Below are 1432 nucleotides of genomic sequence, written 5' to 3' on the forward strand. Positions count from 1 at the left end.
TCGATGTCGGCTCATCACATCCTGGGGCTGTAGCCGGTCCCAAGGGTATGGCTGTTCGCCATTTAAAGTGGTACGTGAGCTGGGTTTAAAACGTCGTGAGACAGTTTGGTCCCTATCTGCCGTGGGCGTTGGAAGTTTGAATGGACCTGCTCCTAGTACGAGAGGACCGGAGTGGACAGATCTCTGGTGTACCGGTTGTCACGCCAGTGGCATCGCCGGGTAGCTAAATCTGGAAGAGATAACTGCTGAAAGCATCTAAGCGGGAAACTCGCCATAAGATAAGACTTCCCGGGGGTTAAACCCCCCTTAAGGTTCGTTGAAGACTACAACGTTGATAGGTCGGGTGTGGAAGCGTAGTAATACGTTAAGCTAACCGATACTAATTGACCGTGAGGCTTGATCCTATAACTTTAAGTAATTTAATTATCTGCATTTGTAGATTATATCTAATTCAATTTACTTCTTTCATTCATAAGTGACAATGAGATTTATCGTTGTTACACAAAGTTACGCCTGGCGGCCATAGCGCTTTGGTCCCACTTCTTCCCATCCCGAACAGAACCGTGAAACGAAGTTGCGCCGATGATAGTGTGTTTTCGCATGTGAAAGTAGGTTACCGCCAGGCATTCATATAAACCCTCATTCAAGTAATGAGGGTTTTTTTTTGGGGTGCCCTGCGGGAGGAAGCGTTAGCTGAACGGCAAGGTTGTCGCGGGTGACTGCGAATCTGGAGGAGGCCGAAGGCAAAGCGCTGGCCTGACCAAAGGCGCGCAGGCTAGTCCCCAGCGAAGCGATGGATGCGGCGTAGTCGCACAAAAGCGGAATTGGCGCGGGAAATTGGGTTAATGGAAGCCGTGTGTGACCGAGTTCAAAGATCACCTCAAGCGACACTGGGTCGACGATCAAGGCCAAGCTACTCATTCGGTATTCCGACAGCTATGCATCGCATGATCCAACAAGCGCTACATCAGGTATTCTCACCGATCTTCGAGGTCGGCTTCTCCACATCAAGCTACGGTTTCAGGGCGGGAAATAACACCCGTCAAGGTGGCTAGGCAATACGTCACCGCAGGCGGCAGCATAGTAGTTGACATGGACTCGGAGAAATTCTTTGACCGGGTTAACCACGATCTGTTGATGGAGAAGCTATCAAAGAAGGTCGGTGATGGACGAGTGCATCGTCTCATGCGCCGGTATCCGGATGCGGAACCGTACGTCCGGTGATGTGGGAGGACAGCGGGGGTGACCTCGCCTCCAACCCGATATACTGAATAATTGTAAATATTTTGGTTCCTAGGAGTCTGTCGGACTTAAGTGATCGTAGCGAGCAAAGTGGGAAAGCGAGGACAGATTGGCCGGATTTTGAGGCGCATAGTCATTCTATGCAACGAAAAATCAGGGTAATATGAACCGCTTGTCCCATTTGCGCAGT

The 1432-nt window shown here is 50.3% G+C and carries 2 rRNA genes; both read left to right on the forward strand.

Annotated features, from left to right (window positions below):
- Nucleotides 1-404: ribosomal RNA gene (locus Q8K48_09280) — 23S ribosomal RNA — on the forward strand; the annotation flags it as partial.
- 108 nt (nt 405-512) lie between these two features.
- A 5S ribosomal RNA gene (gene rrf, locus Q8K48_09285) occupies nt 513-625 on the forward strand.
- The last annotated feature ends 807 nt before the right edge of the window (nt 626-1432 follow it).

It is taken from the genome of Candidatus Planktophila sp., assembly GCA_030681675.1.
In the GTDB taxonomy this organism is placed as follows: Bacteria; Actinomycetota; Actinomycetes; order Nanopelagicales; family Nanopelagicaceae; genus Planktophila.